The following is a 19,950-nucleotide window of genomic DNA, read 5'->3' as shown; positions in this document are numbered from 1 at the left end:
GTGGTTCCAGTACGAAGGGGGAAGGTGAGGCGTCGCGGCGGGGGCGGGCGGCGATGCGTTATCGGTTGACGGGCGTCATGGCGGCCTCAGCGTTTCCGGCTCAAGCCGGCGCATTCGGCGATGACCCGCGCCATCGCCGTGTCCCAGGCCTCGTAGCGCAGGGTGCGCAGGCCTGCGCGGCGCCGTTCCAGCGCCTGCGGATCGGCGTCGATGCGCAGCAGTTCCTGGGCCAGGACGCGACCGTCGCCGTACTCGCACAGGAAGCAGGCATCGGCGGCTTCGAACGGCTGCGACGTGTCCAGGCCGGGATTGGTGACGAACGGAATCTGCAGCGCCGCGCAGTCGAACCACTTGTTGGGTTCGGCCAGGCGGTTGATCTCCAGCGCCGGGTCGTAGAAGGCCAGCACCAGGTCGGCGCTGAGCAGCAGGGCCAGCGCGTCCTCGTTGCTGACGATGCCGCGGTAGCGTTCGCCGAGCAGTTCGGCCAGACGCTTGGCGTCGTCGCCGAGCAGGCGACCGGCGGCGACGAAATCGATCCGGTCGCCGACCGCTTCGACCGCCTCGCGCATCATCTTCGCGCCGCGTTCGGGCGAGATCAGGCCGCTGATCAGCACCCGCAGGCGGCCGTCGCGCGGCGGCATGCCGGCGACCAGGCCGCGCGCGCGCTGGATCACGTCGCTGTGCGGGGTATTGCGGACGATGCGGATGTTGCCGCCGTCGCCGTCGACCGCGCGCGAGGCGCCCGGCACCACGTGCAGGGTGGCGCGGCGGCCGACGAAACGTTCGATCGCCTCGATCAGGCGCTTGACCGGCTTGGGCCAGGCATAGCTCTTGGACAGCTTGTCGCGGTCCAGGAACACGTACTGGCAGTCGCGCAGGCTGGCGACCAGCGCGCAGGGCAGGGCCGCGTCCAGGCGCGAGCAGAAGTACACTCCGGCGCGCGGTTGCAGGAACACGCGCAGGGTCAGCCAGGCCACCCACAGCGCATAGCCGAGCGCGTTGACCGCGCCCCCGCCCCAGGAACCGAAGCTCAACAGCACCCGCACCTTGGGCAGCGCGGCGGCCTGCTTGTCGCGGCTCCAGATCCAGAACTCGTACGGGATCGCGGCCGCGTCCAGCACCTGCGACAGCTTGCTCAGGTATGGATTCTTCAGATAAGGATTGCCCTGGCCGAGGATGATCGCGTTCATGCCGTCACCCCGCGCATGCGGATCGGGCGATTGCCCAGCCAGGTGACCGCGAACAGCAGCAGCACGGTGATGAAATAGCGACTCCAGCCGCCGAGCAGTTCCATATACAGAAATCCGGAAGAGAACATGAAGATCGAGAAGCTGTAGACGACCACGCCGACCGGCGTGACCTCGCGCCGTCGCGCGTAGAGATTGCGGATGCCGGCCAGGCAGGCGCCGTTGACCAGGCCGAACAGCACCAGGCCGAGCAGGCCGAAGTTCATGTAGCCCTCGGTCGGTAGGCCGGTGGTGTAGGAGGTCAGCTTCTCGCCGTCGAGGGTGTAGCTGCCGGGGTAGATCATGTTGCGCAGCGCCGGGCCGCCGCCGAACGGCTTGTCCGGCCAGAACGCGCGCGGAATCGGGTTGAGCGCGGCGGCGACCACGGTGGCGCCGTAGACCGGGTCCCAGTCGCGTTCGTGCTGGGCCAGCCAGACCAGGTTCTCGGCGTTGCCGAACGCGCCGTTGAGGCCGTACACCAGCAATTGCACCGGCCCTTCGCTGGTCACGCTGGAGGCGTCGGCGCTGTCCAGGGTGGTGCGGATCTTGGCCCAGGCCGACAGGCCCAGGGCGATCGCCAGCATCACCGGCAGCAGCATCAGTGCGCGGCTCATCCGGCCCTTGAAGATCGACAGCGAGGCGAACAGCACGATCGCGATCAGGATGAAGACGAAGTTGCGGTTGCCCATGGCGACGAAGGCCACCGCGACCACCAGCACCACCGCGCCGATCGGCAGCAGCCGCCAGCGCGACATCGGCCGTCCCGGCGCGCGCCGCGAAGCGAAATAGTTGGTGACCAGGATCGCTGCGTAGCAGATCGCCGCGAACGCCAGCACCACCGCCGGGCCCATGCCGCGGCGGATCATGATCCGGTCCTTCATGTAGTCGGCCAGGTCGTAGGCCGACACCGTGCGCGCCAGATACAGCACCGCACACATCGCCGGAATGCCGACCAGCACCAGCACCCGCCGCCGTTCGCGCTTGGTCAGCGCGCGCACCTGCGGCAGGGCGGGGCGCGCGCCGCCGCCGGCGAGCAGATAGCCGCCGATGCCGGACAGGCAGAACACCAGCGAGAACAACAGGGCGAACAGCTTGGCGTCGGTCGAGTAGTAGAACGGATAGGTCTGGACTTGCTGCAGTTCCTTCAGCCAGGGAATGAAGCCGTAGATGAAGGCGACGGTGAGGACGAAGGCCAGGATCGGATTGACGAACAGGCGATCGAAGCGGCCGCCGATGCGCGCGAACGCCAGCAGTCCCAGGCTCATGAAGAAGATGACGTAGAGCGTCGCCAAACCGGTCCGGCCTCCCTCAGTCCTGCTCGGTGATGTCGCGGCGGAAGATCTCGCGCGCGGGGTTGCCGGCGTAGACGGCGAAATCCGGCACGTCCTCGGCCAGCACCGCGCCGGCGCCGACGATGGCGCCGCGGCCGATCCGCCGCACCCGCGGCAGCACGGTCGCGCCGGCGCCGATCCAGGCGTAGTCCTCGATCTGCAGCGGCGAGAACTCGATCGGATTGCGGTGCCAGTCGGCATGGCCGCGCCGCACCGCGTGGTTGTGGGTGAACAGCTTGGCGCCTTCGGACACCGCGACGTGATCGCCGATGCGCACCCCGCCGGAATAGTCGATGTAGCTGTCGGCGCCGAGCTCGACGCCGCGGCCGAACGAGATCGCGGCGCTGTCGCTGCGATGCGCGGCGACCACCATCACCCGGTCGGACACGCTCATCCCGGCGGCGCGGAAATGCCAGGCGTAGATGCGCGTGCGCAGGCCGCGCAGCCCCGGCAGGCCGAAGGCCGACAGGGTGCGGGCGATCACGTAGGCGGTCTTGGACAGGGACGACATGCGCGCCTCAGCCGGCCCGGACCCGGTCGGGGTAGAGCTTGGCGACGTACTCGGTCACCGAGCCGACGATCTGGCCGGGGCTGCCGACCACGATGCTCAGCGGCGGGATCTTGCCGCGCACCACGCTGCCGGCGCCGATGATGCAGCCCGGGCCGATGTCGGCGCCGGGCATGATGATCGAACCGGTGCCGACGAAACTGTAGCGGCCGATCGAGACCGGCTTGACCCGGATCTCGGGCCGTTCGAAGCGCAGCCCCAGTTCCTTGGCCGCGGTGTGCACCGCGGCGTCGTGGGTCAGGATGCGCACGTTGCTGGAGATCGTGCAGCCCTCGCCGAGCCGGATCAGCGAGTAGTCGGTGCCGTCGAACCAGATCTTGGCCGACAGGTAATTGGGCATGCCGTCGATCTGCGCGCCTTCCGACTTCAGGTACCAGGTGAACAGGCGCGTGACCAGGCCCGGCTTGATCAGCCAGCCGACCCGGATCGCGCCGAGGATCACGGATTTCTTCAGCAGACGTACGACTCTCATGGGTTACTCCGTGCCACGGCCTTCCAGCGCAGCTCGTTGCGGTTGAACAAAGCGAAGGTCAGCAGCTGCAGCACCGAGGCGACGAAATAGGCCTGGGCCAGGCCGGCCGCGCCGCCGTGCATACGCAGGGCGACCGCGGCGGCGGCGAGCAGAACCACGCAGAACACCGCGTTGCCGGCCAGCAGGATGCCGGGCCGTCCGTCGGCGGTGGCCTTGCGCATCAGGATCGTGGTAGGCGCGGTCGCCACCACCGAGGCCAGCAGCCATTGCAGCGGTTGCACCGAGCCGGCGTAGTCCGGGGCGAAGGCGTGGATCGCCGGCGGTGCGGCGAAACCGGCGAACAGGGCGATGCCGCCGGTGATCGCCAGCAGCAACAGCATCGAGTGGCGCAGCACCGTCGAGGCGCTGCCGCGGTCGCCGCGCGCCAGCGCCGAGGACAGCATCGGCAGGGCCGCGTTGGCGACCACGCCGATGCCGAACAGCAGGATCGAGCGGGCCTGATTGCCGAGGGCGAAATTGCCCAGCTCGACCGCGCCGTCGCCGGTGTGCGACAGCATCACCATTACGATCCACATCGCGGGCACGGTCAGCAGGCCGGCCAGCGAGGACGGCAGGCCGAGCTTCCACAGCACCGTCCAGTCCTCGCGCCGGGTCGCGCGCAGCGACAGGCGCAGGCCGTGTTCGCGCCGGTAGCGGCGCAGGCCGCGTTCCTGGCCGAGCGCGATCACCGCCTGCGAGAGCACGTAGCCGTACACCGCCCAATGCAGGTCGTGGCGCATCGCCGCCAGTACCATGATCGCGAACGCGACCGGGGCGCTGGCGATGTTGGCGTAGGCCTGTTCCTTGACCCGATGCAGGGCCAGGGCGACGCCGTTCTGGACTGCGGTGACGAAGCCGGCCAGCACCAGCAGGCCGGCGCTGGCGTAGACCGGCGTCAGCGCCGCCGAATGGCCGACCCAGCGCGCCAGCAGCGGCGACAAGGCCACGATCAACGCCGCGAACCCCAACGCGATCAGCAGCGCCGAGCCGTACGACACCGACAGCGCCACCTGCAACCGCTCGCGCGGGCCGTCCACCGCCTCGGCGACGATCTTGGTCGCCATCTGGCCCAGGCTGAGGGCGCAGAAGGTGGTGAACAGCAGCGCGGTGGTCTGGATCAGGGTGAACTGACCGAAGGCCTCCGGCCCCAGCAAGTAGGCGACCAGCAACACGCCGGCGAAGATCGCGCCGCGCGAGGCCATGGCGCTGATCGCCGAGAGGCTGGCGGTGGTGATCAGGCGGCGGATCATCGGAGATCGGTCATGTCGGTGCGGCCGGCCGGCGGGCTCAGGTCCAGATGCCCTTGGTGTCGACCAGGCGCAGATGGGTCGGCGCGGCCTGTTCCTTGAACGGCTTGTGGTCGACCAGCAGCAGACCGATGTCGGCCTGGGCGCTGGCGGTGGGGAAGTCCACCAAGATCACGTTCGGCGACGACTTGAGCTTGTCCGGCAGCGCGTCGATGTGCGGCTCGACCGCGAGCACCTTGCCCGGATGGCGCGCGGCGAGCTCGATCGCGATGTCCAGCGCCGGGCTTTCGCGCAGGTCGTCGATGTCGGGCTTGAACGACAGGCCGAACACGGCGATGGTCAGGTGCTTGTCTTCCTTGCCGGCGGCCTTGGCCTCGGCGATCGCGGCGTCGACCTTGTCCATGACCCAGTGCGGCTTGCTGTTGTTGACCTCGCGCGCGGTGCGGATCAGGCGCGCTTCTTCCGGTGCGCTGTCGACGATGAACCAGGGGTCGACCGCGATGCAGTGACCGCCGACGCCCGGGCCCGGCTGCAGGATGTTGACGCGCGGATGGCGGTTGGCCAGGCGCACCAGCTCCCAGACGTTGATGCCGAACTTGTCGCTGATGATCGACAGTTCGTTGGCGAAGGCGATGTTGACGTCGCGGAACGCGTTCTCGGTCAGCTTGCACATCTCGGCGGTGCGCGCGTCGGTGACGATGCATTCGCCGCGGACGAAGGCGCGGTAAAGCTCGCACGCGCGCTCGGCGCAGCGCGGGGTCATGCCGCCGATGATGCGGTCGTTCTCGATCAGCTCGCGCATCACGTGGCCGGGTAGCACGCGCTCGGGGCAATAGGCGACGTTGACGTCGGCTTCGACGCCGGCCTGCTGCGGGAAGCTCAGGTCCGGACGCGCGGCGGCCAGCCACGCGGCGAGTTGTTCGGTGGCCCCGACCGGCGAGGTCGACTCGAGCACGATCAGATTGCCCTTGGCCAGCACCGGCGCCAGCGCTTTGGCGGCGGCTTCGATGTAGCTCAGGTCGGGCTGGTGGTCGCCCTTGAACGGAGTCGGCACCGCGATCAGGAACGCATCGGCGGGCTGCGGCGTGTCGGTCGCGCGCAGCAGGCCCTTGTTGACCGCGGCGTATACGGCGACGTCGAGCTCGGGCTCGAAGATGTGGATCTCGCCGCGGTTGATGGTCTCCACCGCGCGGGCGTTGACGTCGACGCCGATCACGCGCTTGCCGGCAGCGCAGAACGCGGCGGCGGTGGGCAGGCCGATGTAACCCAGGCCGATGACCGAAACGGTTTCGAATTGCATAAGAACTCCGAGGTTGCTCCCGTGGAGCGGGGGGATGCGGCGGCGCGGGCGGCCGGTTCGTTCAACGCACAAGGCGGCGAAAGATCTCGCCGCCTGTGCGTCGCGCGCGCCGGAGCGGCCCGCGCCCGATGGATGGGGCGCGGATCAGGCGGCCAACTGCGAGACCTCGACCTTGATCGCGGCCAGCGCTTCGACGATGCGCTCGCAGGCCTTGCCGTCGCCGTAGGGGTTGTGGGCGAAGCTCATCGCTTCGTAGGCCGAGCGGTCCTGCAGCAGGGCGCTGACGCCGTCGGCGATCAGCTGGCGGTCGGTTCCGACCAGCTTGACCGTGCCGGCCGCGACCGCTTCCGGGCGCTCGGTGGTGTCGCGCATCACCAGCACCGGCTTGCCCAGCGAGGGCGCTTCTTCCTGGATGCCGCCGGAGTCGGTGAGGATGATGTGGGCGGCGTTCATCAGGTACACGAACGGCAGGTAGTCCAGCGGCTCGATTAGGTGGATCTGCTTGATGTCGCGCAGCAGGCGGTTGACCGGCTCGCGCACCTGCGGGTTGAGGTGCACCGGATAGACGATGTCCACGTCCGGATGGCGCAGGGCGATATCGCGCAGCGCGTGGCAGATGCGCTCGAAGCCGCCGCCGAAGCTTTCGCGGCGATGGCCGGTGACCAGGATCATGCGCCGCTTCGGGTCGAGGAAGGCGAACTGCTGCGACAACTGCTCGCGCAGCGTATCGGTGCGCTCGATCCGGCTCACCACTTCCTTCAGCGCGTCGATCACGGTGTTGCCGGTGATCGAAATACGGTCGGCGGCGATGCCTTCGGCGCGCAGGTTCTGCATCGACAGATCGGTCGGGGCGAAGTGCATCGCCGCCAGCGCGCCGGTGAGTTTGCGGTTGGCCTCTTCCGGCCACGGCGAGTACAGGTTGCCGGTGCGCAGGCCGGCCTCGACGTGGGCCACCGGCACCTGCTGGTAGTAGGCCGCCAGGGTGGTCGCCATGGTGGTCGAGGTGTCGCCGTGGACCAGCACCACGTCCGGCTTCAGCTCGGCCAGCACCTTCTTCATGCCGGTCAGGATGGCGGTGGTGATGTCGGTCAGGTCCTGGCCCGGCTTCATGATCGCCAGGTCGTAATCGGGCTGGATGTCGAACAGGCTCAGCACCTGATCGAGCATCTGCCGGTGCTGGCCGGTCACGCACACGCGCGCCTCGAAGCGCGGGTCGGCGTTCAGCATCAGCGCCAGCGGCGCCATCTTGATCGCTTCCGGACGAGTGCCGAACACGCATAGGGTCTTGATCTTGCGCGGCGCGGCCACCGCGGCGGCGGCCGGCATCGACGACGGCAGCTTGGTCACCGCGGACGCGTCCTCGGCCAGTCCGGTGCGCGCGAGGGCGGGCAAGGCGGCGCCGTCGGGCAGGCTCAGGCCCGGCGCGTGGGCGGCTTCCAGTTCCATCGCGTCGTTCTCAGGACGCCAGTTCGGCAAGCGCGGCTCGAATTTCCAGCCGTGGGTCAGGCCGACGGTGTAGGCGATCAGCAGAGCGGCGAAGATCGCCAGGTTCACGCCCAACGGCAGGTTGCGCAGGCTGTAGCCGATCGCTGCCAGCGTTGTCGCGGTCACCACCAGGATCGCCAACGCGATGCGCGGCGAGCAGCCGCTGTCGAGCAGCATGTAGTGCAGGTGCTGGCGATCGGGCTTGAACGGCGACAGACCCTTGCGCATGCGCCGGTACATCACCGCCAGCGTGTCCAGCACCGGCAAGGCCACGCACCACAGCGCGTCGGCCGCGTCCAGGCGCGCGCCGCCGCGCTGGCTCAGGTAGACCAGGCTCCAGGCGAGCAGGTAGCCGATCGCCATGCTGCCGGCGTCGCCCATGAAGATCTTTTGCCCGCGCCACAGGCCGAGATTGGCGAACAGGTAGGGCACGATCGCCGCGAACAGCACCGGCAACAGCGGCAGCGAGATCGCCGAAGGCGCGATGCCGTCGGCGAACAGCATGATGGCGACGATCGAAGTCAGGGTCAGGCTGCCGGCGAGCCCATCGATGCCGTCGAGCATGTTGAAGGCGTTGATCAGGCCGACCACGCCGATCACAGTCAGCGGCAGGCCGATCAGGCCGAGCGAGATCGGGCCGGTGCCGAACAGGTTGCCGAGGTCGTTCAAGTACAGGCCGCTGCCGATCATCATCAGCACGCACGCGCCGGTCTGCACCAGAAGACGCGCGCGAACGCTGAGATCCTTGGAGTCGTCGATCGCGCCGACGATGACGATCAGCGCAGTGCTGCCGAGCAGCGACAGCGTGAAACGGTCGGCGAGACCGAGGAAGGCCGCGCCGCACAGCAGGCCGGCGAAAATCGCCAGTCCGCCGATCAGCGGGATATCGCCTTGGTGCCGCTTGCGTTGCCCAGGGCGGTCGACCAGGCCGAAGTTCTTGGCCAGGGGGCGCATCGCGTATATGGCGATGCCTGTGATGCACAGCGCCAGCGCGCAGGCGATCGCGATCTTGGTGTCCAGCATGACGTGAGGTCCGGGGAATAAGTCTTCGTTAGACAAAGCCAACGATCGCCGCCCCCCGCGGTCGATCATCCATCCTGTGTACTGAGTTTTCTTGGAGTTGTGGTGGTGCCGCAGCCGGACGCAGCGGCGAAGCCGCGTCGGGCGAAGTGATGCCGGGTTGTCGCTGCAGTGGTTAGGGGTGAGTGAGGTGGCGCGTCCGTCCGCCGAGGGTTCGATGCGCTACGTGGTGCTTGTGGTGTTGCTTTGTGCCCGATCTTTATGACATCTCGTCGGTCTGCGTCCGCGTCGCGCTCCCCCTACGAGTGCGCGCGGACTGCTGTTTGGTGCGAATAGACTGCCATTCGTCGCGCGATCAATACTGTGAAACCGTAAGGCTTTTTGTTGAGCAGTCGCGGTGACGGGGTCGATTCGTGCGCGAATTCGATTTGTGTCAGCTGCGATTCATGCGGGAAATTGCGGTTGCGGTCGTCTATCAAGTCGCGTCTGCGATGCAGGGCGCGAAATAACGTCGGCGTTACGCCGCAATGTGCGGTCCGGCGACGGCCTATCGCGTTTACGCATTGCGTAAGTCGTCTTATGCGATTTCGTTATCCGCAAATGAATCCGAAAAAAAGCCGGGTTTTCATAGGGTTTTTCTTCACTCCGGGCGGGCGGAGGCGGAGCGTTGCCGCGATTTTCGTTTTGCATCCGTTCATGGTGGTCTGTCGATTTTGCGAGCAGCTTCGCGAAGCCGGGTGAGCGAGCGTGCGCGATGCGCGAGCGGCGGTGGTGCGTCGTTGAGACGACCATGGATGGGCGATGCGTTCGGGCGCGGCTGCGGCGCGCTCGAACGCGGCGTCGATCATTTTTCGATCGGCGCGTATTCGTAGCCGTAGGCGTGATAAGCGCCGTGCCGGCGTTCGACCGCATTGAGGATCGAGCCCTTGAGTTCGATGCCGTTCTGCTCGAAGCGCTGCTTGGCCACTGCGATGTCCTTGACGGTGTTGAACCCGAAGCGCGCGACCAACAGGTTGGTGCCGGTGTGGCGGCCGACGATGGCCGCGTCGGTGACCGCCAGGATCGGCGGCGTATCGACGATCACCAGATCGTAGCGCTGCGACACGCTGCTCAGCAGCGCGGCGAAGTTCGGGTGCATCAGCAGCTCGGACGGGTTCGGCGGAACCTGGCCGCGTGCGATGAAGTGCAGACCGTCGACCGACGAGGCGTGCACCGCCTTGTTGAAGTCGATGCGCCCGGTCAGCAGGTCGGACAGCCCTTCCTGTCCGTTCAGGCCCATCACCCGGTGCAGAGTGCCGCGGCGCAGGTCGGCGTCGATCAGCAGCACGCGCTGGCCGCCTTGCGCGATCACCGTGGCCAGGTTGGTCGAGACGAACGTCTTGCCGGCGTTCGGACTGGCGCCGCAGATCATCAGGACGTTGTTCTTGGCTTCCAGGCGCGCGAAGTGCAGGCCGGTGCGCAGCGCGCGGATCGCTTCGATCGCCAGATCGCCCGGCGCGTCCACCGCCAGCAGTCGCGCCCGGCCGGACTTCGACGGCGTACGCGACTTCTTGTCGACGCTTTCGTGGTCGCGTTGGTAGGAACTCAGCGGAACCGAGGCGTACACCGGCAGGCCGAGCTGCTCGATTTCCTTGGCGTCCTCGATGCCGCGGTTGAGCAATTGGCGCAACAAGATCCAGGCCACCGCCAGGGCGCCGCCGAGGAACGTGGCGATGGCGACGATCATCAGCCGCTTGGGCTTCACTGGCTGGCTGACGTCGACCACGGCGCGGTCGACGATGCGCGCGTTGCCGACCGTGCCGGCGCGGGCGATATCGAGCTGCTGAGCCTGATTGAGCAGATTGGTGTAGGTCTGGGTGCCGACCTGGACGTCGCGGGTCAGGCGCAGCAGTTCCTGCTGGGTCTCCGGCAAGCCCTCGATGCGCTTGCTCATCTCGTTCTTGCGCCCTTCCAGTTCGCCCAGCTGCGCCATCAGCGCGCGATAGGCCGGGTGCGCCGGAGTGTAGCGGCGGCTGACTTCGGCCTGCTGCATCTTCAGCTGCGAGATGCTGGTGTCCAGCGAGACGATCTGGTCCAGGTAGGACTTGGTCTCCAGGCTGATGTCGACCGAATGCGACTGCGACTGGTAGGCGTTGAGCGCCTGCTCGGATTTCTCCAGCTCGCGGCGCACGTTCGGCAGTTGTTCCTTGACGAACACTAGCCGGTTGGCGGCTTCGGCGGAATTGCGTTCGACGTTCTGGCGAGTGTATTGACGGGTGATCGCGTCCAGCGTCGCGGTGGCCTTGGCCGGATCGCCGAGCTCGTAGCTGAGCTGGATGATGCCGGAGTCCTTGGCTTTCTCGCCGGCGGTGAGGTTGCGCTGCAGGGCGTTGATGATCGCCAGCGTCTGCAGCTTGACCACCTCGAAGCGCATGCCTGGATTGGCCGTCAGCTCCTTGACCGTAAGCTTGACGCCGCGGCCGCTGGCCTCTTCGCCGACCTTGCCGTTGAGCAGCAGGCCGCCGTCTTCGTCGTAGAGGCGGTACGCGCCGGCGTTGTCGGCGATCAGCTCCAGCTCTGTGCCGACCAGCGCTTCGGGCACCGACAGCTTGAACACGTCCAGACGCTCGCCGCCCCAGCCGTAGCCGTCGAGACCGAACCAGGGCTCGGCGACCGAGCCGGGCGCGGCCGGTTCGTAGCGGCGCGAGATCACGCCGCCGATCAACGGAAACTGCTTGGGCTCGACCTGCACGTCCAGGCGCAGGTCGTCGACCGCCTTGCCGAGCACGGTGCGCGAGGTCAGCAGGGCGATTTCGGTCACCGCCTGCGGCGCCGAATCGGTCAGCACCTGCGAGACCGCGTCCAGGCCCGGCAGGGTCGGCGTATTCGGCTCGACCTGGATCATCGCGTTGGCCTGGTAGACCGGCGGCGCGAGCAGGGCGTAAGCGGTGCCGAGGGCGAAGCCGGCCGCGGTCACGCCGACGATCAGCCACTTGTGGTCGATCAGCGTACCGAGCAGCGCGGCCAGGTCGATTTCTTCGTTGCCGTCCCGTTGAGCGTCGAGGGCGGCGGAACTGGTCGGCATGGGGTGAGGGCCTTAAAAGTTGGAGTCCTACGTCATAAGTAGGGCACCCAGCTACTCACCCCTGAGTTGATCAGCTGGTAGGCCCGTTCGAACGCGCTGCGCGACTGGCGGTAGGGGTCCGGAATGCCGGCGTCGTCCAACCACTTGCCCAGCAGAAACGTTTTCCCCCGCGCATGCGGCGCAAGCGCCAGCACGCCGTCGAGGTGTTTACGTTCCATCGTAAGGATCAGGTCGGCGGCGTCGACGATCTCGCGATCGAGCTGCCGCGCCTTGTGCGGCGTGCCGTCCAGGCCATGCTCTTGGAGCAGCGCCTGGGCGGTGGCGTCGATCGGATAGCCGCGCAATGCCGCCAGCCCGGCCGATTCGACGACGATGTCCTTGCCTTGCATTCGATGCCGCAGCAGCACTTCGGCGGTGGGGCTCCGGCAGATGTTGCCGATGCAGACCATCAATACCCGTTTGAACACGCGCGTTACGTCTCACCGTTGAACTACGGCGCGCGGACGCGCCGACAGCGTTTGCTTGATGGCGCGAACGGACCCGAAAGGCCGTTCGACCGGCAGTGAACCGAACAGCGACGCATGCCGACACGCGGGGGCCGCGATGCTGCGGTGCATCGAATTACGACGGTGCGGAATGTACGAGCCGCCTCCGGCAGGGTCAACCGCCATCGCCGGCGCGACCGTCGAGACGTGACGCCTGTCACCAGCGAACCTTCGCCGAGCGCGCAATCGCGAACGCGACTTCGCGCGTGGCCGATCCCCGCGGCTGCGGCGTTTCGGGCCATCGCAGCGCGCCGCGGCCATGCAGGTGAACGAAAACCGAACGGCCTTCGCCGCGACGCATCGCGGCGCGACGGCGTCATCGTCGCGTCATGCGCTGTCGGCGCCCGCAATCGCCGCTGAATGAAGGCTCGCGGCGAGGATTCATAACTGTGATGCGATGCTCTTACCGAAGCCGCCGCATCCCGTTGCAGCCGCCGTCGCTGGCTATACTGTGCCCAGGGGCTAACTCGCGCGATCCGTTCGCACGCAACATCAGGAGTCATGTCCCGCCATCAAGATGCGTCCCCGACCGCCGTCCAACGCGCCGACCGATCGGGTTTCCGCCAAGGCTGCGCCAGTTCCGGCTCAGCGCTCCACTTTCGACGTCCGCTCTTCGCTGCCCAGGCGGCGCTTGGCGGGTTTTCGCGCTCGGCTCCGGTTGTCGCACCGCAAGGAAGGCGGCGCGGCCGGCGTCGCAGCGTGCGTTTGCGACTCACCACGGCAAGACCACGACCTAGAGACAGATTCGTTCATGAGAAAGCTTTCAGTTGGCATGGCGCTGTTGGCCGCCCTCGGACTCAACGGCTGCATGTGGGCGCCGGGCCAGCACATGAGCCCGAACCAGCTGCTGCGCGGCGATGCCCTGCAGGCCGACGAGGTCGAGTTGTTGCCGATCAACGCCCAGTTGGTCGCCAGCGAGCGCGCCGCCGTGGACACCGCGGCGGTGCCGGCGGAGCTGCTGGACTACCAGCCCGAGGCCTACCGCATCGGCGCCGGCGACACCTTGTACATCACCATCTGGGATCACCCGGAGCTGACTTCGCCGGCCGGCAACCAACAGCAGCCGGCCGCCAACGGCCGCCTGGTGCGCCCCGACGGCACCTTGTTCTACCCCTATGTCGGCGTGATCCAGGCGCGCGGCAAGACCATCGAGGAACTGCGCTCGCTGATCACCCAGCGCATCGCCGCGGTGGTCGAATCGCCGCAGGTCGACGTCACCGTGATCGACTACGGCAGCCAGCAGGTGACCCTGCAGGGCGCGTTCGTGAAGACCGAGCGCCAGCGCATCACCGCCACGCCGCTGACCCTGGCCCAGGCGATCGGCGCGGCGACCATCGACCCGATCCGCGCCGACCTGTCCGGGTTGGTGTTGACCCGCAACGGCCACCAGTACCCGCTCGACCTGGACGCGCTCAACCGCAGTTCGGTCGCGCCTGACATCTACCTCAAGGCCGGCGACCACATCTATCTGCCGTACAACGACCGCAAAGAAGTCTATGTGGTCGGCGAAGTGGTGCGCCCGGCGGCGATCGGCTTCAAGACCACCGACATGAGCCTGAGCCAGGTGCTCGGCCGTGCCGGCGGGCTCAACCCGCTGACCGCCAACGGCAATGCGGTGTACGTGATTCGCGGCGGCAATCAGGATCTGCGCGAGCAGCCGGCCAAGATCTATCACCTTGCGGCCAAGTCGCCGGCGACCTTCGCCCTGGCCAGCCAGTTCTCGGTCAAGCCCGGCGACGTGGTGTTCGTCGGCCCGGCCGGAGTCACGCGCTGGAACCGCTTCGTCAACCAGTTGCTGCCGTTCTCCAACATCCTGAACAACTCGGCCAATACCCAGGATCTGCTGGAGCGCTAAGTCGCCCCGCCTTCCGACTGGATCTTTTCCCCTTTGCAAGGGGCGGGGGATGGGTTCTTGCTTGTATGCCTGATGACGAGCCCTTCTCCCGCTTGCGGGAGAGGGGGTGCGGTGAGGGGCCGGCAGCGTCGAAGCACTCGCTTCGGACCTGCGGCGCGACCCTCACCCCGGGCCTCTCCCGTCAACGGGGGAAGAGGGCGTAGCGATACATGACGCTGGGGCCTGTTTCGGCTACCGCTGCTGCCGAAGCGCCGCTACCCGTGCCGCCATCCCGCCGCGTGACCGAGGTCGTAGCCCGCATGTGCCCGGGGCGCGGAACGCATGCGCAGGGGGCGCGCGACGTGCCCGCCCGCACGAACGCAATGTGCCGATGTGGTCGCTCGCGATGTGCGCATTCGATGACTCCCGGCTGAAAGCGGACAAGCCGCCGCCGCGCACGCGGCCTACAATGCCGCTTGCACTCCGTCGTCGTAATACCGTCCATGATGCTGCGTAGCCATCGCCTGTCCTTGCGCCCCGTGCTCGCCTCCGATGCCGACGCCCTGCAGGCCGTATTCGGCGATCCGCAGGCGATGCGCTACAGCCGCATCGGCGCGCAGCCGGCGCCGTACGCGGCGAGCTGGATCTCGCACCTGACCCACGAACGCGGGCTCGGCACCTGGGCGCTGGTCGAACGCGCCGGCGAACAGGTCATCGGTTATGCCAGCCTGACCGCGGTACGTCCCGGCGACGGCGGCCGCGAGGCCGAACTGATGCTGCGCCTGGCCCCGTCGTGGTGGCGGCGCGGCTATGGCCGCGAGGCCGCACAGGCCTTGCTCGATCATGGCTTCGGCAGCCTGGGGCTGCGCCGCATCGTCGCCTCGATCGACCCCGACCACAACGCCGCCGATGCCTGGCTGCGCCAGCTCGGCCTGCAGCCCGCCGGCGAACTGATGCTCGCCGGCGACCCGCGCCCGGAGCGGTTGTACGCGATCGAACGCGGTTAGCCCGCGCCCGCCCCGACCGGCAAAGGCCGGCGCGAAGCATCGGATGCGCGCCGGCCGTTCATTGCACCCGCACCGCCAGATCGCGTCCGGCCGCGGCGACGTTGCCGCTGTAGTCGCGCGCGGTGATGCGCAGCAGGTAGTCGCCGGCCGGCAGTTCGCTCGGCGAGTACGAACCCGCGATCAGGCGGCCGTCGCGCACGGTGTTGCTGACCATGTAGCGGAAACGGGTGATCGCGCTGCCGTGCACGGTGATGCCGCTGTCGGGCGCATAGGCCACCTTGACCGCGTCGTCGGCGGCCGGCATGCGGTCGAACTGGATGTTCATGCGCGGGCTTTCGTAGCCGGGCAGCGGCTGGCCGGCCGCGGTCAACCACTGATAGCCCAGCGCGTACAGGCCGAGCCGGCGCCGGGGCAGGTTGCGGTCGACCTGGTCCCAGGCCTCGACCACGATGTGCACGCCGGGCAGGGCGCGCGACAGCAGCAGGCGGCCGTCCTGGCGTTCGGCCAGCGGTTGCTCCGATGCATCGAGCAACTGGATGCGCTCGATCCGCGGCGGGTAGCGGTCGGCATAGTTGACGAATCCGAGCAGGGCGGCGTTGCGTTCGTAGCCGAACGGCCCGTAGGCCAGGTGCACGTGCGCCATCGGATTGATCGTGCCGAGCGCATCGCCGGCGGCGAAGCGGGCGCCGCGGCGCACGCGCACGCGCGGCTTGGCCCCGGCATCGTCGGTCAAGGCCTGGAAGCGCTGTGGATCCAGCGACTGGCCTTGCGCGGTGCGGCCGACGCGCATGTGGATGTAGCTCAGCGCATCCAGCATCAGGCCTTCGCCGAGTCCGCCATAGCCCCAGGCCGCGGCCGGGTTGCCGACCTTGGCGTCGGCGATCGCCAGCACCTGCTGGCCGATATCGCCGCGGATGTCGAGGCCGCCGTGCAGGTGATGGCGGCTCTCGCCGTGGCCGTCGCCGCGCACTTCGCCGAGCGTGCCGACCACTTCGTGCCAGCCGTCCTGCGGCCGCAGCGGCCAGCGACCGGCGGTGGCGGGCAAGGGATTGTCCAGCGACGGGCCGATTTCCAAGGGCAGCGCCGAAGCCGGCGTCGAGGCAGTGGCGATGCGGTGCACGCGATAGCTGGCGGCATCGTTGACGTAGAGGCCGCCGGCGCCGTCCAGCGCCAGGCCCGAAGGACGCGGCAGGCGTTGCGCCTGTTCGCGCCCGCTGATCGGCTGCCATTGCCCGCTGGGCTTGAATTGCAGCACTCGGCCCCAGGTCATTTCGCCGACGTAGAGCAGGCCGTCGTGGGTCAGCGCCAGGCTGATCGGGCGATGCGGTGCGCCGGTGTCGCTGTCCGGGCCGGTGCCGGGCAGGGTGCTGACCGTGCCTTGCGCATCGATGCGGCGGATCGCGTCGTTGCGGGTGTCGGCGACCCACACCGTGCCGTGGCGATCGACCGCGAGCGCGGTCGGGGTGTCGAAGCGCGCCAGCGCGCCGGCGCCGTCGGCGAAACCCGGATGGGCGCCGCCGGCGACGGTGGCGACGCTGCCGTCGCGGCCGATCACGCGGATGCGGTCGTTATAGGTGTCGGCCACGAAGATGCGGCCGTCGGCGGCGACTGCGACGCCGACCGGGCCGTCGAACTGAGCCTGTGCGCCGGGGCCGTCGCGGTAGCCCGCGATGCCGGTGCCGGCGACCGTGCTGACCACGCCCTGCGGGCTGATGCGGCGGATCGCATGATTGCCGGTGTCGGCCACGTAGAGATTGCCGGAGCGGTCGAAGGCCAGGCCGGAGGGGGTGTGGAACTTCGCCGCCGCGCCGCTGCCGTCGGCGAAGCCCTCGGTGCCGCCGGCGAAGCTGACGACCTGGCCGTCCGGCGCGATCCGGCGGATGCGGTTGTTGTCGCCGCCGTCGGCGATGTACAAGCTGCCGTCGCCGGCGCGCGCCAAGCCATAAGGATCGGCGAAACGCGCCTGCGCCGCGGCGCCGTCGCGCAGTCCGGCGATGCCGTCGCCGGCGATCGACTGCAACTGCCCCTGCCAGCCGAATGGCGTCGGCGCCGGGCCGCGCGGCGCGGCAGGCGCCGATTCGCGTCCCTGCCACTCGTAGACATAGGTTGCGGCCAGGGCCGCCGCGGTCAGGCCGATCGCCAGCCACAGCCAATGGGTTCGGGTCATGCGCATCCTCGTTGCGCGCGCCGTCCGGGCCGGCGGCGCCTTCGCGAATCGGCCGATTCTAGAACGCGGCGCGGGGTCCGTGTCCTGCTTTCCGCCCTTCCTGTAGGAGCGGCGTGAGCCGCGACCACCGAAGCGATGCACTGCCACGCGAGCCGCCGAAGCGATGAAGGCCCACATCGCGCGCGGAGTCGGGCGTCGGCAGACGCGCTTGCGCGCACCGCTGCGACTGTTGCCACTGACGCCGCTGCTACAAGGGCCGGTTTACAGCCAGATCTGCGCCAGGGTCCGCGCGACCTCGGCATGCACCTGATCGCGGCCGGCCGCGTCGATCTTGCCGGCGCCGGTCAGGTAACAGGTCAGCAGCACCGGCTTGCGCGGCGCGGCCGGCCAGATCGCGGCGAGGTCGTTGGCCGTCGTGTTCGCGGTGCCGGTCTTGTCGCCGACCCTGAGCCCGGCCGGCAACCCCGCGCGCAGGCGCTTGTCGCCGGTCTTGTTGGCCACCAGCCATGCGGTCAGCCGTTCGCGCGAGGCCGGCTTGAGCGCGTCGCCCAGCACCAGCGTGCGCAAGCTGTCGAGCATGGCATCGGGCGAGGTGGTGTCGCGCTCATCGCCGGGCCCCACTACGTTCAGCTCGGGCTCGATCCGGTCCAGGCGCGTGACCGGGTCGCCGATGCTGCGCAGGAAACGGGTCAGCCCGGCCGGGCCGCCGATCAGCGGCAGCAACAGATTGGCCGCCGCGTTGTCGCTGAGGGTCATGGTCGCCTCGCACAAGGTCGCGACGCTGGCGCCGACACCGACCAGCGGCTCGGTCGTCGGCGAGTGGGCGATGATGTCGCTCTTGGCGATCGGCAGCTTGCGTTGCAGGTCCAGCCTGCCGCGGTCGACCTCGCGCAGCACCGCCGCCGCGAGCAGGAACTTGAAGGTGCTGCACATCGGGAAGCGTTCGCCGCCGCGCCAGCCCAGGCGCTTGCCGTCGCCGGTGTCCAGTGCGGCCACGCCCAGCCGGCCGCCGCTGTCGCGTTCCAGCCGGGTCAGCTGTGCGTTCCAGTGCGCGCCGATCTCTTTCGCCGGCGAACGCGCCAGCAGGGTGAAACTGGAGCCGCCGAAACCGGCGGCGAGCAATACGGCGCTGCTGCGTTGCAAAAAATCGCGTCGATGCATGGAAGTCTCTCCTCGGGGAGCGGCGATTATCGAAACCGCCGCGCGATCACCGCAAACGACGATTTCTAAGGGCTGCCGAAAGATTTTCTTGCGGCGCCCGCTGCCGTCGCGTGAGGACGCGGCCTTCCTTGTCGGAGCGGCGTGAGCGGCGACCGAGCGCAGCGATGAAATACCACGCCGACTGCCGAAGCGAGCGTCGATGGACAAGATCCGTGCGTCCGGAGTTGGGCCAGTACGCTCGCGTACATCGCTATGCTCGGTCGCCGCTCACGCCGCTCACGCCGCTCACGCCGCTCCTACGGGGCGGCATCGCGCTGCGCCAGGCGCGCTTCGTGTGCCTTGCCCCAGGCCGACATCACTGCGATCGCCTCGTTCAGCCCGACGCCGTACTCGGTCACCGAGTACACGACCTTCTGCACCGCGCCCGGAAAGACCTCGCGCCGGATCAGCCCGTCGGCTTCCATCTCGCGCAACTGCTCGGTCAACACCTTTTCGCTGATCCCCGGCAGCGAGCGGCGCAGTACGCCGAAGCGGCGCGGCGCCAGGTTCACTTCCCACAGGATCATCGTCTTCCACTTGCCGCCGATCGCATTGAGCGCGGTGGCCAGGCCGCAACCGTCGCCGGGCAGGCGTTTCATCGCGCGGGCTCCTTACGTCCAGGTAAGCGCTTACCGGAAAGTAGCTAATTTACAGGGCCGGGCGCCGGCGGGCACGCTGTGCGGCGCGCGGCGATCCGCCGCGGACGCAGCCAGGAGCCGCACGTGAACTCGGATACCGCGATCGACGCCGATGCACCTGCGGGCCACCACTGCGATTCGGGAAATGCGCGAAAGGCCGCGGCTACCGATGCCGGCACTGCCCGAGGCGCAAGCCTGGAAAACACCGCATCCGCTGCGGCACGGGCCGCCGAATCCACCGCAGTCGCCGAGGCGGCAGGGCCCGTACGCGTCGCCGGCTGCGCCTGCGGCGAGCTGAGCGCGACCGTCTACGGCGAGCCGCTCAGCGTTTACGCCTGCGCCTGCCTGGAATGCCAGCGCGCCACCGGCTCGGCGTTCTCCTATCGCGCCCGTTACGCCAAGGACCGCATCGTCGTCGAAGGCGAACCGCGCCGCTGGCGCCGCAGCAGCGACGCCGGCCGCTGGGTCGAGCATTGCTTCTGCGGCCGATGCGGCGGTCTGCTCTACATGGAAGCCGAAGCGCTGCCCGAGGCCGTGGTGATCTCCGTCGGCGCTTTCGCCGACCCCGATTTCGCCGCTCCCGGAGCGCTGCATCGGAGCGCGCGCCGCCACCGCTGGTACGACCCCGGCTGCCGTTTGCCGTAAAAACCGATGCCTCTGCAGGAGCGGCGTAAGCCGCGACAACCGGCGCGGCGGAATACCGCGCCGAGCGCCGAAACGAGATCGATGGACGGGACTGGCGGATCGCCGCTGCGACCAAGGCGCAGGCCTACACCGTTGCGGTTGTCGCGGCTTACGCCGCTCCTG

15 protein-coding genes are annotated in these 19,950 nt (G+C 68.5%); 3 read left to right on the top strand and 12 right to left on the bottom strand.

The window, feature by feature from the left end; all coding sequences use genetic code 11:
• Positions 1-86 precede the first annotated feature (86 nt).
• The 9 genes from TX83_RS09430 to TX83_RS09390 all read right to left on the bottom strand — a co-directional run bounded on the left by TX83_RS09430 (position 87) and on the right by TX83_RS09390 (position 12,219).
• Entirely contained in the window at positions 87-1,190 is a 1,104-nt protein-coding gene (locus TX83_RS09430; protein WP_064747687.1) for a hypothetical protein, read from the bottom strand.
• Positions 1,187-2,518, bottom strand: coding sequence for a hypothetical protein (locus TX83_RS09425; protein ID WP_064747686.1), 1,332 nt, complete (start codon positions 2,516-2,518; stop codon positions 1,187-1,189). Before TX83_RS09425 ends, TX83_RS09430 begins: the two co-directional genes overlap by 4 nt.
• A 16-nt stretch (positions 2,519-2,534) precedes the next feature.
• Entirely contained in the window at positions 2,535-3,068 is a 534-nt protein-coding gene (locus TX83_RS09420) for an acyltransferase (protein ID WP_064747685.1), read from the bottom strand.
• 7 nt (positions 3,069-3,075) lie between these two features.
• Complete coding sequence (locus tag TX83_RS09415) at positions 3,076-3,597, bottom strand: acyltransferase (RefSeq protein ID WP_079248142.1); 522 nt, start codon at positions 3,595-3,597, stop codon at positions 3,076-3,078.
• Positions 3,594-4,886 carry an oligosaccharide flippase family protein gene (locus tag TX83_RS09410; protein ID WP_064747683.1) on the bottom strand — a complete coding sequence of 431 codons (1,293 nt, stop codon included), beginning with the start codon at positions 4,884-4,886 and terminating at the stop codon, positions 3,594-3,596. The genes TX83_RS09415 and TX83_RS09410 overlap by 4 nt, the downstream gene beginning before the upstream one ends.
• 37 nt (positions 4,887-4,923) lie before the next feature.
• A complete protein-coding gene (gene wecC / locus TX83_RS09405; protein ID WP_064747682.1) occupies positions 4,924-6,183 on the bottom strand; it encodes a UDP-N-acetyl-D-mannosamine dehydrogenase in 1,260 nt (419 codons plus the stop codon).
• Positions 6,184-6,327: 144 nt separating this feature from the next.
• The gene (gene wecB, locus TX83_RS24075) at positions 6,328-8,691 is read right to left on the bottom strand and encodes a non-hydrolyzing UDP-N-acetylglucosamine 2-epimerase (RefSeq protein ID WP_186442567.1); all 2,364 of its coding nucleotides are present in this window, start codon (positions 8,689-8,691) and stop codon (positions 6,328-6,330) included.
• Between the two features lie 841 nt (positions 8,692-9,532).
• On the bottom strand, positions 9,533-11,752 hold the full coding sequence (locus TX83_RS09395; RefSeq protein ID WP_064747681.1) for a polysaccharide biosynthesis tyrosine autokinase: 2,220 nt from the start codon (positions 11,750-11,752) through the stop codon (positions 9,533-9,535).
• A 32-nt stretch (positions 11,753-11,784) separates the two neighbouring features.
• Positions 11,785-12,219 carry a low molecular weight protein-tyrosine-phosphatase gene (locus TX83_RS09390; RefSeq protein ID WP_064747680.1) on the bottom strand — a complete coding sequence of 145 codons (435 nt, stop codon included), beginning with the start codon at positions 12,217-12,219 and terminating at the stop codon, positions 11,785-11,787.
• 829 nt (positions 12,220-13,048) lie between these two features.
• Between TX83_RS09390 and TX83_RS09385 the strand changes: the two genes are divergently transcribed.
• Both TX83_RS09385 and TX83_RS09380 read left to right on the top strand, forming a co-directional pair.
• On the top strand, positions 13,049-14,152 hold the full coding sequence (locus TX83_RS09385) for a polysaccharide biosynthesis/export family protein (protein ID WP_064747679.1): 1,104 nt from the start codon (positions 13,049-13,051) through the stop codon (positions 14,150-14,152).
• A gap of 482 nt (positions 14,153-14,634) precedes the next feature.
• A complete protein-coding gene (locus tag TX83_RS09380; protein ID WP_064747678.1) occupies positions 14,635-15,138 on the top strand; it encodes a GNAT family N-acetyltransferase in 504 nt (167 codons plus the stop codon).
• 58 nt (positions 15,139-15,196) lie between these two features.
• Here the strand turns inward: TX83_RS09380 and TX83_RS09375 are convergent, their stop codons facing one another.
• The 3 genes from TX83_RS09375 to TX83_RS09365 form a co-directional block, all read right to left on the bottom strand.
• On the bottom strand, positions 15,197-17,305 hold the full coding sequence (locus tag TX83_RS09375) for an NHL repeat-containing protein (protein WP_064747677.1): 2,109 nt from the start codon (positions 17,303-17,305) through the stop codon (positions 15,197-15,199).
• 261 nt (positions 17,306-17,566) lie between these two features.
• Complete coding sequence (gene bla, locus TX83_RS09370; RefSeq protein ID WP_064747676.1) at positions 17,567-18,466, bottom strand: class A beta-lactamase; 900 nt, start codon at positions 18,464-18,466, stop codon at positions 17,567-17,569.
• Between the two features lie 296 nt (positions 18,467-18,762).
• Positions 18,763-19,104 carry a winged helix-turn-helix transcriptional regulator gene (locus tag TX83_RS09365; RefSeq protein ID WP_064747675.1) on the bottom strand — a complete coding sequence of 114 codons (342 nt, stop codon included), beginning with the start codon at positions 19,102-19,104 and terminating at the stop codon, positions 18,763-18,765.
• Between the two features lie 123 nt (positions 19,105-19,227).
• On the opposite strand from TX83_RS09365, the gene TX83_RS23665 reads away from it, so the two are divergent.
• The gene (locus tag TX83_RS23665; RefSeq protein ID WP_222423748.1) at positions 19,228-19,788 is read left to right on the top strand and encodes a GFA family protein; all 561 of its coding nucleotides are present in this window, start codon (positions 19,228-19,230) and stop codon (positions 19,786-19,788) included.
• Positions 19,789-19,950: the final 162 nt, after the last annotated feature.

This window comes from Lysobacter antibioticus HS124, from assembly GCF_000336385.2.
Lineage (GTDB): Bacteria > Pseudomonadota > Gammaproteobacteria > Xanthomonadales > Xanthomonadaceae > Lysobacter > Lysobacter firmicutimachus.
The sequence above is the reverse complement of the archived record's forward strand: the minus strand, read 5'-3'. Positions and strand labels throughout refer to the sequence as shown.